We start from the raw sequence: 18,772 nt of genomic DNA on the forward strand, positions 1-18,772 counted from the left end.
AATGCCTCATCCTTTCTTATGTGCGCCAGCCTGTATGGGCGGGTTTTGAATCAGTGACAGGTCAGTTTGGAGGTTTTCCAGAAGCTGTGTCCCAAGGTTCTCTTCAAATAGCACTTCTCTGATATGAACGATCCCGAGACGGTCCATCCACTGATGAACGGCTTCTAAGTAATGAGCCGTTTCACGGTAATACTGAACCAGTCCTTTGATCATGCCGGCAGTGCTGTCTGCGCTGTCTGTCACACAAAACAGAGCTCCGGAACGGGCATGAGTTCCCCGGACGCCGCCGATGTAAATGTCCCAGCCAGCTTGCGTTCGAATCGCGCCGACATCTTGTATGGCGGCATCGGTGCAGTCTGTTTCACATGATAAGCTGATAGACATGGAAGCGGGCATGGAAAGCATCTCAAGATGTCTTTCAATCTGGGCTGCCAGCTGCTGAATCGACCGGTTTTGCCCGCATGTACATGCTTTGACACTTTGCAGCGCGCGACGGTGTTCATGGGTGCAAACGGGCATTTTTAGGTCTTCTTTGATGTTCGGGAGATCCGCAGGCTTGATCCCGGAAAGCTTCAGTCTTTGGCTGTGAGTGATGGATACGTCAGGGATGCTGTATGCTTCGATGATGTCGGCGATGTTTCTTAGCTGCTCCGCGTTTGTCATCCCGCCGTACATTTGCGGTATGAGGATGCATGTGTCTTCTGAGGATGATTCCGGCTGAACAAAACCGGCATGCAGCTTTTCCAGATAGTATTGAATCGCCGGGACACATTTGCGGCATCCGTTTTTCGTTTTCCAGCCAAGCTGGCTCATCGCTTCTGCAGGATCAGTGAATGGTCTGCGCTGAAGCTCAGCAATGATGTCGTCTTCCGTCAAATCGGTGCATGCGCAAAATGCAGGTGAACCGGCGGGCTCTGTATATTCGCCGCTGGCCATGTACCTCAAAAAGTCTTCAACAAGCGGCTTGCATCCTCCGCAGGAGCCGGATGCTTTGGTGCAGTGTTTGACATCCTCAACAGTTGTTAAGCCTTTCGTGTGCACCGCTTCTTCAATCGCGCCTTTCGTCACTGAGCTGCATTGGCAAATCGTTTCACTGGAGGGCATGGATTCAAATAATCTGCCGGTTTTCTCCGGTTCGATGATCTGCTTTTTGACAATGGAGATATCTCGTTGTTTGAGCAGGCTGTCGAGAAGCCGCTGCTTGTCACGTGTGTCTCCGAACAAAATAACGCCGGCCGGTTTGTCATCCTCAAAGAGTGCTTTTTTATAGATGCCTGCTTGTTCATCGTAGATGTTAATACTCGTCGTGCGTTCATCTTCGTGAACTTTTCCGGCTGACCACACATCAATTCCGGCTATTTTTAAAGCGGCAGATGGTGATGAGCCTTGATATCCTTCGCACGGAACGCCGCAAATATGTTTGGCGAGAACGTTTCCCTGTTCATAAAGGGGTGCCGCCAAGCCGTACACCGTTCCGTTATGCTCGGCGCATTCCCCGATTGCAAACACATTCGGTTCGCTCGTCTGCATGCAGTCATTCACGATGATCCCGCGGTTCACTTTGATTCCGGCGGATACAGCCAATTCAATATTCGGCCTCACGCCAGCCGCCATCACAATCAAGTCTGCTTTCAGTGAAGAGCCGTCTTTAAAACGGACGCCGTCTGCCCACGCGGCACCAGAAATAGATACGGTTTCTTTCTCCAAAAGAAAGGTTAAGCCTTTCCGTTCCAGCTCCGTCTGCAGCAGCCGCGACGCGGTGTGATCGAGCTGTTTTTGCATGATGGCGGAGGAGTGGTGAATGACGCTGACATCCATGCCGAGATGCTTTAACCCGACTGCAGCTTCCAGCCCTAATAAGCCGGCTCCGATCACCGCTGCTTTTTGATGGTGTTCGGCCATGCTCATCAACGCTTGGCAGTCTTCTATTGTCCGAAATCCATAGACGCCTTCTTTGTCCGCCCCGGGAATGGGGAGAATATGGGGGAAGGAGCCTGTTGCCAGAATGAGTTTGTCATAAGAAAGGGTTCGTTTGCGATCCGTGATGACCCGCTGCTGATCTGTATCAATTTGAACAACCGTTTCGCCCGCGTAAAGGGTAATCCCGTGCTTGGCGTACCAATCCTTGCTGTTCAGTGTAATGTCATCGAGTGACGCCTCCCCCTGCAAAACAGAGGATAAGAGAATCCGATTGTAGTTGGGATGCGGTTCGCTTCCGAAAATGACAATCTCAAACATTTGGCGATTCAGCTTTAAGACTTCTTCAATACAGCGGATGCCGGCCATTCCGTTTCCTGCCAACACCAGTCTTTGTTTCTTCATGTACCAGACCTCCTTTATTGCAGCGTGTAAGTTTTCTCTTATTAAAAATTATGTCAAAATGCTTTGTTAACGCATTAAACGTGTCACAAAAGCTTACACATGTCTTTTCTAGAAAAAAATGCTCATATATCCTTAATTCAGAAAATTTAAAATAATCGAGGGTCAAGAAAGGGGAATCTTATGAAGCTGTCGGAACTGAAAACTAGCGGTCATCCACTCACTTTACTCTGTTCCTTTTTATACTTTGATGTGAGTTTTATGATATGGGTTATGCTTGGGGCACTGGGGGTTTATATTTCTCAGGATTTTGGCCTGTCTCCTTTTGAGAAAGGGCTTGTGGTGGCCGTGCCGATTTTAGCAGGATCTGTGTTTCGTATCCTTCTCGGTATTTTAACGGATAGAATCGGACCGAAAAAAACGGCAGTGGTCGGGATGCTGGTGACAATGATTCCGCTGCTGTGGGGGACATTTGGCGGCCGTTCGCTGCCTGAGCTGTATGCCATCGGGATTCTGCTTGGCGTGGCGGGGGCAAGCTTTGCCGTTGCGCTGCCTATGGCAAGCCGGTGGTATCCGCCTCATTTGCAGGGGCTTGCGATGGGGATTGCTGGCGCGGGGAACAGCGGCACTTTGTTTGCAACCCTGTTTGGCCCGCGTCTTGCGGAGCAGTTCGGCTGGCACATTGTCATGGGAATTGCGCTTATTCCTTTGCTGATCGTCTTTATTCTTTTTGTATCCATTGCAAAGGATTCTCCTGCACAGCCGGCGCCGCAGCCGCTCAAAAACTACCTGCATGTGTTCGGGCAGAAGGAAACATGGTTTTTCTGCCTGCTGTACAGCGTCACATTCGGGGGATTTGTCGGACTATCAAGCTTTTTATCTATTTTCTTCGTCGATCAATACCAGCTGTCAAAAATTCACGCGGGCGATTTTGTTACATTATGTGTGGCGGCGGGGAGTTTTTTCCGGCCTGTCGGGGGCTGGATTTCAGATCGTGTCGGAGGCACAAAAGTGCTTTCTGTCTTGTTTGTCGTCGTGGCCCTGTGCATGGCCGGGGTCAGCAGCCTGCCGTCTCTTTCGATGGTCATCGTTCTTTTGTTTGTCGGCATGATGGGGCTTGGAATGGGCAACGGGGCAGTATTCCAGCTCGTGCCGCAGCGCTTCCGCAAAGAAATCGGCATGGTGACGGGAATCGTCGGCGCGGCCGGCGGCATAGGAGGTTTTTTCCTGCCGAACATCTTAGGATCGCTAAAACAGATGACAGGCTCATATGCTATCGGATTTATTACATTTTCCTGTATCGCACTGCTGGCGTTTGCGCTCGTACTTGCCGCAGGCTATTACTGGAGAAAAAGCTGGAGCGCGGAAAGCAGCCCGGCGGATATTTAGATTTTCACGGATACGCATTTGTGCGTGTCTTTTTTATTTTCTCTTGATTTTAATCGCTGAACCGATCAAAATAAATAGTAATTATTACGATTTATTGAGAGGGGTTTTCTGATTGAATCAACACACGCTGCTGCCGGAAAAACCGGAGCGTCTTCAATACTTTGGGTCGGTCAGTCCGATGAAAGGCGAAAAACCTGTAGAAAAAGAGAAAATGAAGGATTTGCAAAATATCAGGAAGGATTATTTTTTTGACATTCAGCATGTAGGTGTCGCTAACGTGTCCCATCCGGTCACAATCACTTCTGCCATGGCGCCTGCTGAGCAAACAACGGCTGCGAACTTTACAATGACTTGTGATTTGCGGAGAAATCAAAAGGGAATCAACATGAGCCGGTTAACAGAGCTGCTGCAAGTCTATCATCAAAACGGCTGGGTTCTCTCATTTTGCTCTCTTCAGCAATTTACGAAAGAGCTTGCAGAAAATATGGGTCAGTCATCAGCTTCAGTCGAAGTGCGGTTTCCATGGTTTTTCGAACGGAAAAGTCCGAAGCTTGAGAAATCGGGCCTGATGCATGCTGACATATTGATGTCTGTCACCTTTCAAGAAGATCAGCCGTTTAAACAGCGTGCCGGCATCTCAGCGAAAGTAACGACTCTTTGCCCCTGTTCCAAGGAAATCAGTGAATACAGTGCCCATAATCAGAGGGGAACGGTCAGCATTTGGGTTGATATTCATCAGGCTGCATCGCTGCCAAGCGATTTTAAAGCCGATTTGCTTGACGCCGCGGAATCAAATGCCTCCGCGAGACTGCATCCGGTGCTGAAGCGCCCTGATGAAAAAGCCGTAACGGAAACGGCGTATGAAAACCCGAGATTTGTTGAGGATCTCGCCCGGCTGATTGCCGCTGATTTGTATGAGCTTGAATGGGTGTCAGCCTTTGAGATTGAATGCCGCAATGAAGAATCGATCCATCTCCACGATGCCTATGCGAAGCTGCGTTTTTCGAAACAGGTGGATCAAATATGAAACTCTCATTATTCATTGCTGCGGTCCTGATGCCGGCCTGCCTGCTGTCAGCCTGCTCTGGCCATGCGGAAGAACACGCAAGCTCCGAAACGAAGAAAACGGACGAGCATATAACAACCGCTCAAAAAACAAGCATTAATTGGACAAAGCCTTCAGGCGGTGAATACCCGGATATCAAGCAGAAGCATGTCTGGATTGATGTGGATGTGAAAAAGCAGAAGGCTTACATCAAAGAAGAAAGCAAAACCCTATATACAATGATTGTCTCGTCAGGACTTGATCAAACAAAGGATGACGCTACGCCAAAGGGCACCTTTCATATCGAACCTGAACGGGGAGAATGGTTTTTCTCCGAAGGATATCAGGAAGGCGCGGAATACTGGGTCTCATGGAAAAACCATGGCGAATTTTTATTTCACAGCGTGCCAATGACAAAGGATAAAAAAGTCATTGAAAAAGAAGCTGAAAAACTAGGAACGAAAGCATCTCATGGTTGTATCAGGCTGACCATCCCGGATGCGAAATGGATATATGAAAACATCCCTGGCCATACGAAAGTTGTGATCAGCTGAATGGAAAGGTGGTTGACAAAAATGAAAAAAGAACATACGATTTAAATCGTAACAATTACGTTTTGAAAAGAGGGGATTCTCTCATGTATAAATGGCTGATCATTGGCGGTGGCATCCAAGGCTCAACCTTGGCTGTGCATCTGGTGAAAAGCGGAAAGGCAACAATTGAGGATCTTGCCATCATTGATCCTCATGAACGGCCTCTTGAATGCTGGAAACGAAACACAGCCCGCATTCAGATGAAATATTTGCGCTCTCCTTCGGTTCATCACGTAGACACAGAGCCGTTCAGCCTGCAAATGTATGCGGATAAAAGCCAATGGCCGGAAGTGTTTTTCGGTAGATATAAGAGGCCCTCGCTGTCGCTCTTCAATGAGCACTGCGAGACTGTGCTGGACGAGTTACATATTGATCGAGCGTGGAAAACAGGCATGGTGACAAATTTGAGAAGGAAAAATGGGTTATGGGAAGCGGAGACAGATGCCGCTGGAACACTCACGGGGGAACGAGTGGTTTTAGCCATGAGTTTTTCTCATCAGCCTTCTTGGCCGGAGTGGGCAAAACCATTTCAGAATGACGGCATTTATCATGTGTTTGACAGAGACGTGTATGATGTTAGGGATGAAAGTGTGCAAATCGCAATTGTGGGCGGAGGGATAACGGCGGCTCACTACGCCATAAAACTCGCGGATGACGGCCATGATGTCACGATGCTAGTGAGGCATCCGTTCCGAATCTATGACTTTGACAGTGATCCGGGCTGGCTTGGTCCGAAATATATGAAAGCATTCAGTAAAACGTCAGACTATCAAAAGAGAAGGCAATGGATTACAAGCGCCAGGCATCGCGGCTCTTTTCCAAAGGACATTTCAAGAACGCTTGCTGTCTATAGGGAAGAGGGCAGAGTAAAAGTTATTCAGGATGACATTGATTCTTGCCAAAAAACAGTTGACGGTAAGATACAGATACACGGTAAGAACAGCGAATCGCCATACGAATATGAGCGTATCGCATTGGCAACAGGTTTTACTTCGGACATCAGCCGGTTCGTGTGGGTACAGAGAGCGGCGGAAGCGGAGCAATTGCCGTATGCAGGCTGCGGTTTTCCGATTGTCGGCCAGGATTTGCAATGGGGAAAAGGATTATATGTGATGGGGGCCTTGGCTGAATTAGAAATCGGGCCGACAGCGAGAAATATTTCCGGAGCGCGAAAAGCTGCTTACACCATTGCACATACGGCGAAGCATACAATTTAAATCGTAATCATTCTATTTTATAAGGAGGACATTACCATGAAAAAAATTCCGGTTACCGTACTGAGCGGTTATCTTGGAGCGGGAAAAACAACATTGCTGAACAGCATTTTGCAAAATCGCGAAGGCTTAAAAATAGCAGTCATCGTCAACGATATGAGCGAGGTGAACATTGACGCGGGTTTGGTTAAGCAGGAAGGAGGCCTTTCCAGAACAGATGAAAAGCTTGTGGAAATGTCAAACGGCTGTATTTGCTGTACGCTTCGCGAAGATTTATTAATTGAAGTCGAGAAGCTGGCGAAGGAAGGGCGGTTTGATTATATCGTCATCGAATCAACGGGAATCAGCGAACCGATTCCGGTGGCCCAGACTTTTTCTTATATCGATGAAGAGATGGGAATCGACCTTACAAAATTCTGTCAGCTGGATACGATGGTGACAGTGGTTGATGCCAACCGTTTTTGGCATGATTACCAGTCAGGCGATAGCCTGCTGGACCGCAAAGAAGCATTGGGAGAAGGGGATGAAAGAGAAATTGCCGACCTCTTGATCGACCAAGTCGAGTTTTGTGATGTTCTGATCTTAAATAAATGTGATTTGGTCAGCGAGCAAGAGCTCGAGCAGCTTGAAAAAGTTCTTCGCACACTGCAGCCTAGGGCAAAATTCATTCGATCCGTCAAAGGAAATGTAAAACCGCAGGAGATTTTGCATACAGGATTATTTAACTTTGAGGAAGCGAGCGGATCGGCCGGCTGGATTCAAGAGCTGACTGCGGGTCATGCGGAACATACCCCGGAAACAGAAGAGTACGGCATCTCTTCATTTGTGTATAAGAGACGTTTACCGTTTCATTCCACACGGTTTTATCGCTGGATGGATCAAATGCCAAAGAACGTAGTTCGCGCCAAAGGAATCGTCTGGTGTGCATCTCATAACAACCTTGCTTTGCTGATGTCGCAAGCCGGGCCGTCCGTTACGATTGAGCCTGTATCCTATTGGGTGGCGGCGCTGCCTAAGCTGGAACAGGAGCAAGTCAAACAGCAGGAACCGGAAATTCTGGAGGACTGGGATCCGGAATTCGGCGACCGACTGACACAGCTAGTGTTGATCGGAACAGATTTGGATGAAGAAGAGATTACGAAAGAGCTTGATCAATGCCTGCTGACTGAGTATGAATTTGATTCAGATTGGTCGCTGTTTGAGGACCCGTTCAAGTGGAAGCTGAATCAATAGAAACAGCGTGTTGGCAACCCCCGCATTCGTTGTCAAGCCTGCGCGCCGGTGCTCACATTAAAAAAGATCAGCGTCTAAATGCTGGAGCGTCCTGCTCAAACGCCGCTGTCACCGACTTCAAGGGTCTGAAAAGAAAACAAAATCCTAAAACGAAAACCGTTTTAGGATTTTGTTAATAATCTGAAAGCCGTCTCCTGCGGAGCGGCTTTTTTTAATGAAACGTTTGTTTAAACATAATGAGCGTATTTCTTCTCAAGGATATTTTGAAAAGCTGCCGCTGCTGAGCAGATGGCCCAATAGATGAGAGCGGTCAGAATATACATGGTCATGTAATCAAACTCTCTGCCGCCGATGATTTTCGCATGCTGGAGCAATTCCGGCACTGTGATCATCGCAGCGAGAGAGGACGCTTTGATTAAGTCAAGCAATACATTGGCAAGCGGAGGCAGCGCAATACGGATCGATTGCGGCAAAATAATGCCCCTCATCGTCTGCCAATAGGAAAGGCCGAGCGAGGATGCGGCTTCCCACTGTCCTTTTTCAACGGATGAAATGGCTGAACGGTTAATTTCCGCAATGTAGGCGGCGCTGTTAAGGCTAAAGCCGATTAAAGCGGCCGTGACAGCGGAAAATTCAATGCCGATATAAGGAAATCCAAAATAAAGGATAAACAAGATGACCAAGATCGGAACGCCTCGCATAAAGGAGATATAGAGCTTCGCCGGCCATCTTAACAAGCCAAGTGTAGACATTCTGGCGAGTGATATGAACAGGCCGATCGCCGTTCCCGCAAACATGCTCACAAAAGAGATGAGCAGCGTGTATCCAATGCCTTGTATGACATAAGGAAACGATTCAATCGCCAGCTTCGTGTTGAAAATATATTCCCACTGAATACTATTTATCATGGCGTCCGATTACAAATCAACGTCCTGAACGTCGACATCCAGTTTCTTTGATACATCTGCTTTATTGAAGAATTGTTTCGAGAGCTTAGTCAAAGTGCCATCTTTGCTCATCTCTTTCAGTGTTTCGTTCATCTTTTTCTGAAGTGCCGCATTGCTTTTTTTCATGACAAGCGCCTGTTGATTCGGCATGTACTTGATGTCCGGGTGGATCGTAATGTTGAGATCCGGGAATGCTGCGAGCGCAAGTGTCTGCAGGTAATAGTCGTTTAAAATGACATCAGTGCGTCCGTTGGCAACATCTTTTAAATACTGCTCGTTGGTCGCATTATCATATATCACTTCTTTGGCGCCGTATTTTCTCGCTACATCCATGTAGACAGTTGTAGCCGCGCCAGCCGCTTTCTTCCCTTTTAAATCCTTAAGGGTTTTAATCCCTGATAAATCGTCTTTTCGGACAATTGCTGTGCCATATGAATATTTATATGGAGTGGAAAACGCAAACTTCTTCTCTCGGTCTTTCGTTACGTCGATGTCATTTGCGGCTGCGTCAACCTGGCCGCTGTTGACAGCTGTCAGCATCCCGTCAATGCCCATCTCCTTAAATTCAACCTTCAGTTCCAAGCGTTTTGCCGCTTCGCGAACAACTTCAACCTCGTAGCCCGTCAGCTTATCGGAACCAGAATCGGTTTCGTGATAAGAAGTGGGATAAAGCGTACCGGATGTAGCGACAACGATCTTCCCTTTGTCTTTAATCTGATCCCAGCCTGTATCCTTGGAATCGGCTTCATTTTTGCCGGAACAAGCTGCCAATATAAGAAAGAAAGCCATTGTGAAACTGAATATAACGGCTTTTGATTGCATGAATGATTTCACCTTTGTTTCCCCCAATCTGTTAATCAACTAAAAAGATAGCATTGAACATAGAGGGTTGCAATATGTTGATGACGTTTTCAAAAAGTTCGAATTGTGTATACAAAAGCGTTTTGGCGTTTAAATGCGGTGATGAAAGGAAGGGGGATAAAAAAGGAGTTGTTCAAGGATGAATGCATTGACATACCAAGGGAAAGAGCATGTTGAGCTGATCTCAGGCCATTATACGTATCCGCACCGATGTGCCGGGCATCCGTCATTCATCTGCTGCCACTGCTGTATGACATGGGGAAGAAGTATGAAATCGGTCTCCCGGATAAAGTTAAATCTTGCTGATGCTCCTAAGGCATATGTTATAGTCGATAAGAAAGAAGATGGAACATCAAAGTCATATTGAAGACATAATGGGGAGTCAAATTGAATATTTACAAACCAGCAGGATTCTGGATCAGACTGGGAGCTTCATTGCTGGATTATATGATTGTCTCGGTGCCTCTTTTGCTGATCTATTGGCTGATTACAGGAAAAGACCCGAACGACAGCATGTTCATCAGCTTGATTGTTCTGCTGTACTCTATTTTGCTGCCTGTGTTTTGGAACGGCTACCTTATCGGAAAAAGAATCTGCGGTATCAGAATCGTAAAAAAAGACGGATCACAAGTCAGTCTTCTAACGATGTTTTTGCGAGTTATTGTTGCCGGTCTGGTTTACGGCATCACCTTCGGACTCGGCTTGATCGCCAGCCTGATTCTGATCGGCGTGCGAGAAGACAAACGGACACTGCATGATTTAATCTCGGGAACGTATGTCACTTACGCGGCACCGGGTGAAGAAGAACTTTATACTGGACGAACAGATCGGAAAGAGCGAATAATGGTTCGCTCTTTTTATTTTGGATGCATAAAAAATTCAATGCAGCAAAACATATGAAAAATAGGATTGGAGGAATAAATTGGATGAAACGAATGAAAAACAACATCATCACAATGTTCATCGCTGTGGCTGTCATTTCTTTGTCCGGTACAGCTGAAGCGGCTGAAAAACAGCAGCAGCCACCCGCAAATGTCAAACTGACAGAACAGGAAAAGAAAGAAATTGAACAGCTCGAAGCAGACATACTCAAAAAGCGCAAAGACGTTATTTCAAAGTACGTACAATACGGTGTCCTGCCTAAAGAAAGAGGAGAACACATCAAAAATCACATGGACAAACACTTTGAAATGATGAAACAAAACGGCTTTGTTCCAAAGGCTCACCCCCATCCGCATAAATTTGAAAAAAGACATTAAGACGGTAAGCATCCAAGGGGAATTGGGTGCTTTTTTATTGTGAAAAAGCTGCTAGTAATCAATAAGTGTAATTTTAGAAAGTAGTATCGTAGTTATAATTTATATCGTATAATACGATATAAAGGGGTGTGTATGATGGAAATGGATTTCATAGCTAAACTAAATCAGCAGTGGACAGATATTTATTATTCATTACATTACAAACATAAAGAAAATATTTCTCACCAGGCAATACGTCTTATGCAGCATATTGAAAAGCAAGGCGAATCAACAATAGGTGCTTTGGCTGAATACTTGTCTGTCTCTCATAATACAGCGTCAGAGCATACTAAACGTTTAATTCAAAAGGGATTTGTAGCTAAACGGCGAAGTCACCAAGATGAACGAAAGGTTTTAGTTTTCTTAACACAAGAAGGAAGCTCTGTTCTTGAACAGCATACACAGCTAGATAAAGAGAAGTTAAAAGAAATCATTGAACGAATGAGCACATCAGAAAAGGAATTACTTGAACAGGCCTTTGAACTTTTAAGTAAGGAAGCTAAACAATGGCAGTTTTAAGCAAAGTAATCATCTCAGCGTTGATTATCGGTTTTGTTACTGAAATATCAAAAAGACATCCGACCTATGGAGGGATTATTGCCGCTTTACCCTTGGTCAGTTTATTAAGTCTTTTTTGGATGCAAGTACAGGGGGGAAAAACAGCTCAATTAAGTCAATTTGCATCGGGTGTGCTTACTGGAATCCCTGCTACAGTTTGTTTACTCGCTATTTTGGCGTTTTTGCTGAAAATACATGTGCCGTTCTGGTTAGCGTTATGCGTTGGAATACTAGGATGGGTTGTGTTTTTATGGATACAGAAGATTTTTCTCAATATATTATGTAACTGAGTGATAGAAAGGAGATGCCATGTTTTTAAAAAAGGTTACTCTTCTTCGAGATAAGATTTCGGACTTTGACAGATTTCCTTTTTCTATCCCGGCTATAAGTCAATTAAATGAAGTTTTATTTACTAGCCAAGTGACTTTTTTTGTGGGGGAAAATGGATCTGGTAAATCTACTTTGCTTGAAGCGATAGCGGATAAGTGTGAATTCAATACAGCGGGAGGAAGCCGAAATAATCTCTATGAATTACAGGAGTCAGACTCTCTTTTAGGAGATTACATACGCTTATCTTGGCTTCCAAAGGTAACAAATGGCTTCTTTTTAAGAGCTGAATCGTTTTATCATCTTTCTCTTCATCTTGATGAGATGGAAAAAGATGCTCCGCAGCCATACCGTTCTTATGGAGGGCGGCCGCTGCACAAGCAATCACATGGAGAGTCTTTTATGTCTCTATTCCGTCATCGTTTTAAAGAAAAATCGATTTATCTTTTAGATGAGCCGGAAGCGGCACTTTCTCCGGCTAGGCAGCTCGCTTTTTTGAGAGTTGTATATGATTTGGTGAAGGGTGGAAATGTACAGATGATCATTGCGACTCACTCTCCGATCCTGTTGGGATATCCCAATGCTAATATTTTAAGCTTTGATGGTGGAAGAATACATCATACAGAGTATGAGAATACAGAACATGTTCAATTAACACGATATTTTCTTGGACAAAGAGAAAAAATATTGGCTGAGCTGTTCCGCGATTAACATCGAGTTGATATGAAACGCGTTTCATAACCTATGATAGGTTTATCAAATAGTTCAGGAGTGATAAACACTATGATCCACCAGCATCCAGAATCTTTTCCGAAACATTTTTTGTGGGGCTCTGCTTCTGCAGCGTACCAGATTGAAGGCGCTTGGAACGAAGAAGGCAAAGGCCCTTCTGTTTGGGACGTGTTTACAAAAATACCGGGCAAAACGTTTAAAGGAACCAACGGCGATATTGCGGTTGACCATTATCACCGTTATAAAGAAGATGTCGCTCTGATGGCTGAGATGGGCTTAAAAGCGTATCGATTTTCCGTCAGCTGGCCGCGGATTTTTCCAAAAGGAAAAGGGGAGATCAATGAAGCGGGCCTAGCGTTTTATGATCATTTGATTGATGAATTGCTTTCTCATAACATCGAGCCGGTTCTGACTTTATATCACTGGGATTTGCCTCAGGCGCTTATGGACGAGTATGGCGGTTTTGAATCAAGAAACATCATAGAGGACTTTAATAACTACTGTATTACTCTTTATAAGCACTATAGAGACAGAGTGAAATACTGGGTTACGTTAAACGAACAGAACTACAATTTTAATCACGGCTTTATTACAGCCATGCATCCGCCTGGAGTGAAAGACAGAAAACGTTTTTACGAAGCAAACCACATTGCGTTTCTGGCAAATGCGAAAGCCATTGAATCTTTTAGGGAATATGTTCCTGAAGGCAAAATTGGTCCGAGCTTTGCTTATTCGCCAGCTTATCCTCTATCAAGCCATCCAGAGGATATACTGGCATTTGAAAATGCTGAAGAATTTATGAACAATTGGTGGCTGGATATGTACAGCTGGGGAACCTACCCGCAAATTCCTTTCCGTTATTTAGAAAAACAGGGCTGGGCACCAACAATCGAAGCGGGAGATATGGAGCTGCTTGCGAAAGGGACGCCTGATTTTATAGGTGTCAATTATTATCAGACCATCACCTATGAACGAAATCCGCTTGATGGTGTGTCTGAAGGGAAAATGAATACAACAGGCCAAAAGGGGACCAATCAGGAAACAGGGATACCCGGGGTATTCAAAACGAAAAAAAATCCGCACCTGACAACGAGCAACTGGGATTGGACAATTGACCCAATTGGATTGCGTACCGGCCTTCGCCGCATTACAAGCCGTTATCAGCTTCCAGTGTTTATCACAGAAAACGGTTTAGGTGAGTTTGATAAGGTTGAAGACGGTACTGTGCTGGATGATTATCGAATCGATTATTTGCGTTCGCATCTTGAGCAATGCAGACAAGCCATCAGCGACGGTGTCGATGTGATCGGCTATTGCAGCTGGTCATTTACTGATCTGTTAAGCTGGCTGAACGGCTACCAAAAAAGATACGGATTCGTTTATGTCAATCGCGATGAAGAACATACACATGATTTAAAACGCTTGAAGAAAAAAAGCTTTTATTGGTACCAGAATTTGATTAAGACGAATGGAGAAAGTTTATAAAGAGTCCCTGAGAGTCATTCTCTCAGGGCTTTTTCATTACACAGAAACAGCATCAATAATATAAGTGTCGGCATGAAAATCTGACCTCTCAGCCGGTACAGTCCAGCATGTCAATTGATAGTCTCCTTTAGGAAGATCAAAGGACAGCCTTTTAGACATAATACTTTCAATTTGAATTCCGTTCTCTGTGACATGAAAGGGAACAGTCACTTTTTTTTCGTAGGAGTCTACAGTTTCTGAACTGTTAAGACGCAAAAGAATAAAGGCCTTTGCATTTCTCTGCGCTTCAAAGGAAATGGCTCCGTCCGCCGAAGCATATCCTTTTTCAATGGCTTCGTCAGTCCAATCCATTACAGGAGGTGCAGAATCCTTTTGAAATACAGTAAATTGATGATATGAAATCGACAGTTCTTGCGGCTTCCATGACTTGATCAATGTGCTGTTCCTCCTCTTTTAACATATTTACTGAATTGCGAATAAAACCTTTGTGCCGTCGGGATAATCGGTAAGCTGATGCCCAACCCAAGAGCCTGCACCGCGGTTGTCAGCGGGGGAAATATATTCTACAGAAGCCCCCTCACCGCCTTCTTTGCACATGGCCATTGGCCATTCATCTCTGTCATACCCCGTTTTAGGAGGTACGTCTTTTAATGATTGCTCGCGGCGTTCTTCAGCTCCGTCTCTGTCGATGGTGCACACATCTGAGTGCCCCTCATTTATCGCATCCTTAATATGTTTGGCCGTTTCGGGATAACGGTCAGAAGGGAGGGCGATTGTTTCGTCATATTCTTTCGTTTGAGACGTTTTTTGATCAGTTGGGAAAAAGTCCCCCTTTATCAGGCCGACAGCTGCAGCTGCTATGACGACGATGACGAGAAGTAAAGTTTTTATGATGTCCATCGTGATGTTCACCTCCCGCTTTTAGCAACTTTAAAACTGACCCAAGAGTAATCCAGAAAGCGTTTGGTGTAAAGGTTGAAAAATTTTGTTTTACACTTATTTTATTGCTGAAATTGTAATTTTAGCAGGTCGAAATATTTGTTTTTAGTAATATGCTGTTTCTAATTTACAATAATGATACTGAGTCATCGGCCGTTTTCAGGTTGATCAATCATTTTAAATTGGCTTATGATACCGGTAAGCTCCTCAGCTAATTGGGATAGCGTTTCAGAAGCGGCAGTAATCTCTTCCATTGCAGCAAATTGCTCTTCTGTTAGTGCAGCCGCCTGCCGGGTATTTTCTGTAGATTCTTTTATGTCGACCGTATTGGCTGCAAAGGAATCGTTTATGCTATGCGCACTGGCTGAAATGTTTGATACCGATGCTGATAAATCACTAATCTCGGCGCTGATTTCACCTGTTGCGGCTGCAATTTCCTTAAATGCATCTCTGGTGCGCTGAATCATAGTGACACCTTCTGCAGCCTCTGTTTTCACATGCTCAACAGATCTAGCAGATAGGTTCATATTATCATTTTGTATTTCTGTAACCAGTTTTGAAATCTGTCCCGCAGATTGTTGAGATTCTTCCGCTAATTTACGTACTTCATCGGCAACAACTGCAAAGCCTTTGCCATGTTCACCGGCTCTGGCAGCTTCAATCGCTGCATTTAGCGCAAGGAGGTTTGTCTGATCGGCAATTTGGGTGATGACGGATAAAATGTGTTCAATTTGTTTAGAGCGGCCGTCCAGCTGCTGTATGATTTCTCCGCTTTTCTGAATCGAATGGTGAATCGCATCCATTTGTGCCTGTACATTTAGAATTTCCTTTTGCCCAATGTCGGCTTTTGTTTGCGCAAGCTGTCCTTTGTCAGCGATTGCAGCCGTATTTGAAGAAATATCCCGGATGTCTGCTGAAGCTTGTTTTAGTGAGCTTTCACTGTTTTCAATTCGGTTGATCTGATGCTGAGCCCCGTTTGCAATGTGCTGTACAGCCTCTGTGATCTTTTCTGAAGCTTGATTTGTTTCCTCTGCTCCGGCTGAGAGCTGCTGAGAGGCGGATGCAAGCTGAAGGGCTGATTGCTGCACAGTCTGGATGGTATCGTTCAGTTTCATTCTCATCTTATTGTAATAGACGCTGAGTTCTGATAGCTCGTCACCGGATCGGTCTGATACCTCTATTGTCATATCTCCGTTTCCGGCGCTTTCAAAGGCGAATTTTAAAGTGTTCAGCCGCTTATTGATCCTTCTGGTGAAAAGCAGGACAAGGATGACTGATACAATAATGACGATAACAAGAACGATAACGAATTGAGTGAAGAGTGATTGCGTAAGTGATGCTAAAATGCTTTGATTGGCTCCTGTATACAGCATGCCGATGATATTCCCGTTTTGATCTTTTAAAGGCATGTATGCCGTCTGATAAGAAGAGCCTGCTACGTCTGCTTGTCCGTAGAATCGTTTTCCATTCTTTAAAACAGCGTCAGTAACTTCATTAGAAGCCTGAGTGCCAACAGCTCTTTCGCCGTTCTTCATGACATTGGTTGCAACACGAGTATTTCCTTGGAAAATAGTAACGGTATCACCTGTTTTTTCGCCAAGCAGATCAACGATATCTTCATTTCCGTTGATTAGTGTTTGCCCTTTATAAAGCTCATTGTTTTTTACATGCCAGTCCCCTGAAATGATATCATCAATATAAACGCTGCTTAAAGCGAGATCGCCTTTCGCTTTTTCAGTCGCCATTTGTTTCATGCTGTCTGTAATGTCCTTAAGCATTACAGTACCGACTGATATCGAAAACAAAAGAATAATCACGAAAACGAGACAGAGAATTTTAGTTCCGAGCTTAAGCTTTAGTTGTTTTATCAACATAATTCCTCCTTTTTATGATTTGTGGGTCATATTACTTATCGGGTTTTTGGATCTATAGGTTTATTTTTAGAAAATATAAAAACCGGCCTGATCGCCAGGCCGGTTGTGTAACACTATTCTAGGTTTGCGTGGTAAGTGAACATGGTTTCAGAATTGAGTCCTTTTTTCTCCATGAGTTTTAAAATCACTGCATCATAGAATAGCAGTAAAGTTTGCTCAAATAATGAACCCATTGGCTGAATGGTTTTATCGCTTCCGTTTGACCGGTCTTTAGGAGAACCGGGCATTTTAACGATGAGATCCGCTTGTTTGCCAATGCTTGATTCCGGATTGATGGTTAAAGCGGCAACAGCCCCGTGTAAGCTTTTTGCTTTTGCTGCTGTATGGATCAGGCTCTTTGTCTCGCCTGATCCTGAACCGATAATGACGAGATCTCCTTTGCGAAGCGGGGGAGTGAGAATCTCACCGACGATATGAGCGTTGAAGCCCATGTGCCTCAATCTCATTGCGAAGGATTTTGCCATCAGGCCAGACCGCCCCGCTCCCGCAGTGAAAATTTGATTGGAAGAGAGAATGTGATCGGCAAGCTGATCTGCTTCTTCATCAGAAATATAAGCCGCTGAACGGTGTAACTCGTTAAGAATTTCCGTTACGTATTCAGTCGTTTTCATATCATTATCCTTGGGCAATAAGCTGCTTCATTTTTGAAGCTGTTTCCGCTTTATCGGCTGCGCTTGTAATTCCGCCCCCAACAATGACAAGGTCAGGCTTTTGTTTGACCACTTCTGGCAATGTATCAATTTTGATGCCGCCCGCAATTGCGGTTTTTGCGTTTTTAACGGTATTTTTGATAGTCGTTAATTCTTCGAAAGAGTTTTTGCCCTCTGCTTGAAGATCATATCCAGTGTGGACGCAGATGTAGTCAACACCGAGTGCGTCAATTTCTTTCGCACGGGATTCAATATCTTTTACGTTAATCATGTCCACTAAGATTTTCTTCTTCTGTTTTTTAGCTTCTTCTACTGCTCCCTTAATTGTTGCATCGTCTGTAGCCCCTAAAACGGTGATGATGTCAGCGCCTGCTTCCGACGCTTTCATGATCTCGTATCCGCCGGCATCCATGATTTTTAGGTCTGCTAGAACCTTCAATTGCGGAAATGCCTCTTTTACTTCTTTAACGGCTCTGAGGCCTTCATTAATGACAACCGGTGTTCCGATCTCTACCACGTCGATGTATTGTTCCACTTCTTTGACGAGCTCGATGGCTTCCGGGATATTTACGAGGTCTAATGCTAGCTGTAATTCCATTGTTGATCCACTCCCTTTTCGAATTATTTTTCATTCTATAGGTTCTCTCTTTTGATGAGAAGTAGGCACTTTAAAGTCAACTAGTTACTTGGAGGATACTATGAGAAGAGGCAATCAGATTACTTTCGCTTGGTTTTATGAGTGAGTATAATAAAAAGGAGTCTGCAAAAAAGTAAGTAAGTGATGATACGTATCTAACATATAAAAAGTATGCTAAGGGGGGATTACTTTTGAGCCGGATGGACGACAAAAAGTTTAACTGTGAGAAGGAATTAACGCTTGCAGTGATCGGCGGTAAATGGAAAATGCTCATTTTGTGGCATTTAGGAAAAGAAGGTACAAAACGGTTCAATGAATTAAAAGCTTTGATTCCTGATATTACACAGAAGATCCTCGTGAATCAGCTGAGAGAGCTTGAGCAGGATATGATTGTTCACAGAGAAGTGTATCCGGTTGTCCCGCCGAAGGTTGAATATTCCTTGACCCCGCAAGGAGAAAGCCTGATGCCTATTCTTGATGCGATGTATGAGTGGGGGAAAGGTTATATGGAATTGATTGATATCGATAAAAATGTCATTAAGGAATCATTGTAAGGCGCTCTTCGCAGGGGTGTCTTTTTTTTTTGCCTGTTTTTCGGTTTTTGCGCGGTA

At 44.7% G+C, this 18,772-nt stretch carries 20 protein-coding genes and 1 pseudogene; 13 read left to right on the forward strand and 8 right to left on the reverse strand.

Annotated elements, in window-relative coordinates; genetic code table 11:
* Positions 1-6: 6 nt before the first annotated feature.
* Positions 7-2,322 (reverse strand): nitrite reductase large subunit NirB, encoded by a 2,316-nt coding sequence (gene nirB / locus JMN17_RS18205; RefSeq protein ID WP_202328825.1) that lies wholly within the window; start codon positions 2,320-2,322, stop codon positions 7-9.
* A gap of 180 nt (positions 2,323-2,502) precedes the next feature.
* On the opposite strand from nirB, the gene JMN17_RS18210 reads away from it, so the two are divergent.
* The 5 genes from JMN17_RS18210 to zinU all read left to right on the forward strand — a co-directional run bounded on the left by JMN17_RS18210 (position 2,503) and on the right by zinU (position 7,793).
* Positions 2,503-3,708, forward strand: a complete 1,206-nt coding sequence (locus tag JMN17_RS18210; protein WP_087993155.1) for an MFS transporter — start codon at positions 2,503-2,505, stop codon at positions 3,706-3,708.
* A 112-nt stretch (positions 3,709-3,820) separates the two neighbouring features.
* A complete protein-coding gene (folE2, locus tag JMN17_RS18215) occupies positions 3,821-4,735 on the forward strand; it encodes a GTP cyclohydrolase FolE2 (RefSeq protein WP_202328826.1) in 915 nt (304 codons plus the stop codon).
* A complete protein-coding gene (locus JMN17_RS18220) occupies positions 4,732-5,307 on the forward strand; it encodes a L,D-transpeptidase (RefSeq protein ID WP_087993157.1) in 576 nt (191 codons plus the stop codon). The genes folE2 and JMN17_RS18220 overlap by 4 nt, the downstream gene beginning before the upstream one ends.
* A gap of 83 nt (positions 5,308-5,390) precedes the next feature.
* Positions 5,391-6,563 carry an NAD(P)-binding domain-containing protein gene (locus tag JMN17_RS18225; RefSeq protein WP_202328827.1) on the forward strand — a complete coding sequence of 391 codons (1,173 nt, stop codon included), beginning with the start codon at positions 5,391-5,393 and terminating at the stop codon, positions 6,561-6,563.
* A gap of 36 nt (positions 6,564-6,599) precedes the next feature.
* A complete protein-coding gene (zinU, locus tag JMN17_RS18230; RefSeq protein WP_202328831.1) occupies positions 6,600-7,793 on the forward strand; it encodes a zinc metallochaperone ZinU in 1,194 nt (397 codons plus the stop codon).
* Positions 7,794-8,020: 227 nt separating this feature from the next.
* Here zinU and JMN17_RS18235 read toward each other — a convergent pair whose 3' ends face one another.
* Complete coding sequence (locus tag JMN17_RS18235; RefSeq protein ID WP_087993160.1) at positions 8,021-8,701, reverse strand: amino acid ABC transporter permease; 681 nt, start codon at positions 8,699-8,701, stop codon at positions 8,021-8,023.
* Between the two features lie 9 nt (positions 8,702-8,710).
* Complete coding sequence (locus JMN17_RS18240; protein WP_087993161.1) at positions 8,711-9,574, reverse strand: transporter substrate-binding domain-containing protein; 864 nt, start codon at positions 9,572-9,574, stop codon at positions 8,711-8,713.
* Positions 9,575-9,740: 166 nt separating this feature from the next.
* On the opposite strand from JMN17_RS18240, the gene JMN17_RS18245 reads away from it, so the two are divergent.
* From JMN17_RS18245 to bglC, 7 genes and pseudogenes are all read left to right on the forward strand, one after another.
* Positions 9,741-9,968 (forward strand): hypothetical protein, encoded by a 228-nt coding sequence (locus tag JMN17_RS18245; protein WP_087993162.1) that lies wholly within the window; start codon positions 9,741-9,743, stop codon positions 9,966-9,968.
* Positions 9,969-9,988: 20 nt separating this feature from the next.
* Positions 9,989-10,445: pseudogene (locus tag JMN17_RS18250) on the forward strand (RDD family protein).
* 82 nt (positions 10,446-10,527) lie between these two features.
* Positions 10,528-10,860 carry a YckD family protein gene (locus JMN17_RS18255; protein ID WP_087993163.1) on the forward strand — a complete coding sequence of 111 codons (333 nt, stop codon included), beginning with the start codon at positions 10,528-10,530 and terminating at the stop codon, positions 10,858-10,860.
* Between the two features lie 135 nt (positions 10,861-10,995).
* Positions 10,996-11,418, forward strand: a complete 423-nt coding sequence (locus JMN17_RS18260; protein ID WP_202328833.1) for a MarR family winged helix-turn-helix transcriptional regulator — start codon at positions 10,996-10,998, stop codon at positions 11,416-11,418.
* Positions 11,406-11,747: a DUF3147 family protein gene (locus JMN17_RS18265; RefSeq protein ID WP_087993165.1), complete on the forward strand. Its 342-nt coding sequence runs from the start codon at positions 11,406-11,408 to the stop codon at positions 11,745-11,747. Before JMN17_RS18260 ends, JMN17_RS18265 begins: the two co-directional genes overlap by 13 nt.
* Positions 11,748-11,766: 19 nt before the next feature.
* The gene (locus JMN17_RS18270; protein WP_087993166.1) at positions 11,767-12,495 is read left to right on the forward strand and encodes an AAA family ATPase; all 729 of its coding nucleotides are present in this window, start codon (positions 11,767-11,769) and stop codon (positions 12,493-12,495) included.
* 72 nt (positions 12,496-12,567) lie between these two features.
* On the forward strand, positions 12,568-14,001 hold the full coding sequence (bglC, locus tag JMN17_RS18275) for a 6-phospho-beta-glucosidase (RefSeq protein WP_087993167.1): 1,434 nt from the start codon (positions 12,568-12,570) through the stop codon (positions 13,999-14,001).
* Between the two features lie 36 nt (positions 14,002-14,037).
* On the opposite strand, the gene JMN17_RS18280 is transcribed toward bglC, so the two are convergent.
* The 5 genes from JMN17_RS18280 to hxlA form a co-directional block, all read right to left on the reverse strand.
* Positions 14,038-14,436, reverse strand: coding sequence for a competence protein ComJ (locus tag JMN17_RS18280; protein ID WP_087993168.1), 399 nt, complete (start codon positions 14,434-14,436; stop codon positions 14,038-14,040).
* Positions 14,437-14,463: 27 nt separating this feature from the next.
* Complete coding sequence (gene nucA, locus JMN17_RS18285; RefSeq protein ID WP_141113425.1) at positions 14,464-14,913, reverse strand: DNA-entry nuclease; 450 nt, start codon at positions 14,911-14,913, stop codon at positions 14,464-14,466.
* Positions 14,914-15,086: 173 nt separating this feature from the next.
* Positions 15,087-16,814: a methyl-accepting chemotaxis protein TlpC gene (gene tlpC / locus JMN17_RS18290; protein WP_202328834.1), complete on the reverse strand. Its 1,728-nt coding sequence runs from the start codon at positions 16,812-16,814 to the stop codon at positions 15,087-15,089.
* Positions 16,815-16,927: 113 nt separating this feature from the next.
* The gene (gene hxlB / locus JMN17_RS18295) at positions 16,928-17,485 is read right to left on the reverse strand and encodes a 6-phospho-3-hexuloisomerase (protein WP_087993170.1); all 558 of its coding nucleotides are present in this window, start codon (positions 17,483-17,485) and stop codon (positions 16,928-16,930) included.
* A 4-nt stretch (positions 17,486-17,489) separates the two neighbouring features.
* On the reverse strand, positions 17,490-18,122 hold the full coding sequence (hxlA, locus tag JMN17_RS18300; protein WP_087993171.1) for a 3-hexulose-6-phosphate synthase: 633 nt from the start codon (positions 18,120-18,122) through the stop codon (positions 17,490-17,492).
* Positions 18,123-18,352: 230 nt separating this feature from the next.
* Between hxlA and hxlR the strand changes: the two genes are divergently transcribed.
* Positions 18,353-18,715, forward strand: a complete 363-nt coding sequence (hxlR, locus tag JMN17_RS18305) for a transcriptional activator HxlR (RefSeq protein ID WP_087993172.1) — start codon at positions 18,353-18,355, stop codon at positions 18,713-18,715.
* The last annotated feature ends 57 nt before the right edge of the window (positions 18,716-18,772 follow it).

This window comes from Bacillus sp. RHFS10, assembly GCF_016757475.1.
Classification (GTDB): Bacteria; Bacillota; Bacilli; order Bacillales; family Bacillaceae; genus Bacillus; species Bacillus subtilis_G.

Bases quoted from the DNA above. Each gene is read 5' to 3' on its own strand.
- nirB (WP_202328825.1), bottom strand. From the start codon at position 2,322: ATGAAGAAACAAAGACTGGTGTTGGCAGGAAACGGAATGGCCGGCATC.
- JMN17_RS18210 (WP_087993155.1), top strand. From the start codon at position 2,503: ATGAAGCTGTCGGAACTGAAAACTAGCGGTCATCCACTCACTTTACTC.
- JMN17_RS18220 (WP_087993157.1), top strand. From the start codon at position 4,732: ATGAAACTCTCATTATTCATTGCTGCGGTCCTGATGCCGGCCTGCCTG.
- JMN17_RS18225 (WP_202328827.1), top strand. From the start codon at position 5,391: ATGTATAAATGGCTGATCATTGGCGGTGGCATCCAAGGCTCAACCTTG.
- zinU (WP_202328831.1), top strand. From the start codon at position 6,600: ATGAAAAAAATTCCGGTTACCGTACTGAGCGGTTATCTTGGAGCGGGA.
- JMN17_RS18235 (WP_087993160.1), bottom strand. From the start codon at position 8,701: ATGATAAATAGTATTCAGTGGGAATATATTTTCAACACGAAGCTGGCG.
- JMN17_RS18245 (WP_087993162.1), top strand. From the start codon at position 9,741: ATGAATGCATTGACATACCAAGGGAAAGAGCATGTTGAGCTGATCTCA.
- JMN17_RS18255 (WP_087993163.1), top strand. From the start codon at position 10,528: ATGAAACGAATGAAAAACAACATCATCACAATGTTCATCGCTGTGGCT.
- JMN17_RS18260 (WP_202328833.1), top strand. From the start codon at position 10,996: ATGGAAATGGATTTCATAGCTAAACTAAATCAGCAGTGGACAGATATT.
- JMN17_RS18265 (WP_087993165.1), top strand. From the start codon at position 11,406: ATGGCAGTTTTAAGCAAAGTAATCATCTCAGCGTTGATTATCGGTTTT.
- JMN17_RS18270 (WP_087993166.1), top strand. From the start codon at position 11,767: ATGTTTTTAAAAAAGGTTACTCTTCTTCGAGATAAGATTTCGGACTTT.
- bglC (WP_087993167.1), top strand. From the start codon at position 12,568: ATGATCCACCAGCATCCAGAATCTTTTCCGAAACATTTTTTGTGGGGC.
- tlpC (WP_202328834.1), bottom strand. From the start codon at position 16,814: ATGTTGATAAAACAACTAAAGCTTAAGCTCGGAACTAAAATTCTCTGT.
- hxlB (WP_087993170.1), bottom strand. From the start codon at position 17,485: ATGAAAACGACTGAATACGTAACGGAAATTCTTAACGAGTTACACCGT.
- hxlA (WP_087993171.1), bottom strand. From the start codon at position 18,122: ATGGAATTACAGCTAGCATTAGACCTCGTAAATATCCCGGAAGCCATC.